Source organism: Methylobacterium sp. FW306-05-D, assembly GCF_058782155.1.
Genome location: NZ_JBYSXL010000157.1, coordinates 1 through 2647 on the forward strand (window position 1 = coordinate 1; position 2647 = coordinate 2647).

General features: G+C 71.4%; 2 protein-coding genes. Both read left to right on the forward strand.

Annotated elements, in window-relative coordinates; translation table 11 throughout:
* Nucleotides 1-1284: LLM class flavin-dependent oxidoreductase (locus AC3WLN_RS23905; protein ID WP_492485453.1), on the forward strand; the 1284-nt coding region annotated here is incomplete at its 5' end.
* A 29-nt stretch (nt 1285-1313) separates the two neighbouring features.
* Nucleotides 1314-2639 carry an LLM class flavin-dependent oxidoreductase gene (locus tag AC3WLN_RS23910; protein ID WP_492485455.1) on the forward strand — a complete coding sequence of 442 codons (1326 nt, stop codon included), beginning with the start codon at nt 1314-1316 and terminating at the stop codon, nt 2637-2639.
* The last annotated feature ends 8 nt before the right edge of the window (nt 2640-2647 follow it).

The window sequence follows — 2647 nt, forward strand, 5'->3', positions numbered from 1 at the left end:
CATCCCTCCAGCGAGGCCGATGGCGGGCTCAACCTCGCCCGTTACGTCGGCTGGGCGCAGCGGGCGGAGGCCGCGAAGTTCGACCTCGTCTTCCTGGAGGACGGCACGGGCATCCGCGACACCAACCTGCGCTCCAGCGAGCGCACGGCGCGCTCCGCCCATTTCGAGCCGGTCACGCTGCTCTCGGCGCTGGCGGCCGTCACCAGCCGGATCGGGCTGGTGGCCACCACCTCCACCAGCTTCAACGAACCCTACAACGTGGCGCGCCGCTTCGCCTCGCTCGATCACCTCAGCGGCGGCCGGGCCGGCTGGAACCTCGTGACCTCGACCACGGACGCGGAGGCCGCCAATTTCGGCAACGACCGGATCGCCCGGCACACCGACCGCTACGAGCGGGCCGAGGAATTCGCCGACGTCGTCCTGGGCCTGTGGAACAGCTGGGACGACGGGGCCGTCGTCATCGATCGGGAGAGCGGCCAGTTCTCGAAGCCGGACGGGTTCCGCCCGCTGAATCACCGCGGGACCCATTTCGAGGTGCGCGGACCGCTCAACATCTCACGGACGCCGCAGGGCCAGCCGGTCCTGGTGCAGGCCGGCTCGTCCGGCCCCGGCAAGGATCTCGCGGCCCGCACGGCCGAGATCGTCTTCACCGCCAACCAGACCCTGGCCGAGGCGGTGGCGTTCTACGGCGATCTCAAGGCACGCCTGCCGCGCTTCGGGCGCATCGCGGACGACCTCAAGGTGATGCCGGGCCTGTTTCCCGTGGTGGGCCGCAGCGAGGCCGAGGCCCGGGCCAAGTTCGAGGCGCTCCAGGACCTGATCGATCCGGTCGTCGGCCTCGCCCTCCTGGAGCGCATGGTCGGCAGCTTCGATCTGTCCGGCTTCGATCCCGATGGCCCGGTGCCGGAACTGCCGGAGGCCGAGGGCGCGAAGTCCCGGCAGCAGCTGATGTTCGAGCTGGCCCGTCGCGAGGGCCTGACCCTGCGCCAGCTCTACCTGCGGATCGCGGGCGCGCGCGGCCATTCGCAGATCGTCGGGACACCGGCGCAGATCGCCGACGAGATGGAGGAGCGCTTCCGCGCCCACGGGGCGGACGGCTTCAACATCATGCCGGCGACGCTGCCCGGCGGCCTCGACGACTTCATCGAGCTGGTGCTGCCGGAACTGCGCCGGCGCGGGTTGTTCCGGCACGAATACGAGGGGACGACCCTGCGCGCCCATCTCGGCACGCGGCCGCCGCCCGGCTTCGGGCGCGGGGCGGCGGCCCCGATCTCCGCGCGCTGACGAGCGACGCACGCGACCGAGGAGCGACCATGAGCCGGAACCGCCGCCTGCATCTCGGGGCCTTCATGCGCCCGGCCGGCATCCACACCGCCTGGTGGCGCTATCCCGGCGGCTATCCGGACGCGAACTTCAGCCTCAAGCACCTGGCGCATTTCGCGCAGCGGCTGGAAGCGGGCAAGTTCGACGCCTTCTTCATGGCCGACCACCTCGCGGTGATGAACATGCCCGTGGCGGCCCTGCGCCGCTCGGCCACCGTGACCTCGTTCGATCCCCTGACCCTGCTGCCGGCGCTCGCGGTGCTGACCGAGCGCATCGGCCTGATCGCCACGGCCTCCACCACCTACAACGAGCCCTACCATGTGGCCCGCAAGTTCGCCTCCCTCGACCACATCTCGAACGGCCGGGCCGGCTGGAACCTCGTCACCTCGGGCAACCCGGACGAGGCGCTGAACTTCGGCCGCGACGCGCATGTCGACCACGCCACCCGCTACGCCCGGGCCCGCGAGTTCTTCGACGTGGTGACCGGCCTGTGGGATTCCTGGGCCGACGACGCCTTCCTGATGGACCCGGAGAGCGGGCTGTTCTTCGACCCGGCCCGGATGCACGTCCTCGATCACCGGGGTGAGCACCTGAAGGTGAAGGGGCCGCTCAACGTCGCGCGCCCCGTCCAGGGCTGGCCGGTCATCGTGCAGGCGGGCGCCTCCGAGGCGGGGCGCCAGATCGCGGCCGAGACCGCCGAGATGGTCTTCGGCTCGGCCTCCACCCTGGAGGCGGCCCGAGCCTTCTACGCCGACGTGAAGGGCCGCATGCCGGCGGTGGGCCGCGATCCGGACCACCTCAAGATCCTGCCCGGCGCCTTCGTGGTCCTGGGCGAGACCGAGGACGAGGCCCGGGCCAAGAAGGCGCGCCTCGACGATCTCGTCCATCCCGACAGCGGTCTGGCCAATCTTTCCGTGCGCCTCGGCGTCGACGCCTCGGGCTTTCCCCTCGACGCGCCGCTGCCCGAGATCCCCGAGACGAACGCGAGCAGGAGCGGACAGGCGCAGATCGTCGACTACGCCCGCCGCACCGGCGCGACGGTGCGGGCGCTCGCCCGCAAGGTCGGCGGCTATGGCGGGCTCCAGATGATCGGCACGGCCGCCCAGGTCGCCGACCGGATGGAGGAATGGCTGGAGACCCGCGCCTGCGACGGCTTCAACGTGATGTTCCCGTTCCTGCCCGAAGGACTCGACGATGTCGTCGACCGGCTGGTGCCGGAGCTGCAGCGGCGCGGCCTGTTCCGCCGGGACTACGAGGGGACGACGCTGCGCGACCATCTCGGCCTGCCGCGCCCGGCCAACCGCTTCTTCGCCTGATCCGTCGC

Excerpts from the sequence above, each read along its gene's own strand:
- AC3WLN_RS23910 (WP_492485455.1), top strand. The coding sequence starts at position 1,314 with ATGAGCCGGAACCGCCGCCTGCATCTCGGGGCCTTCATGCGCCCGGCC.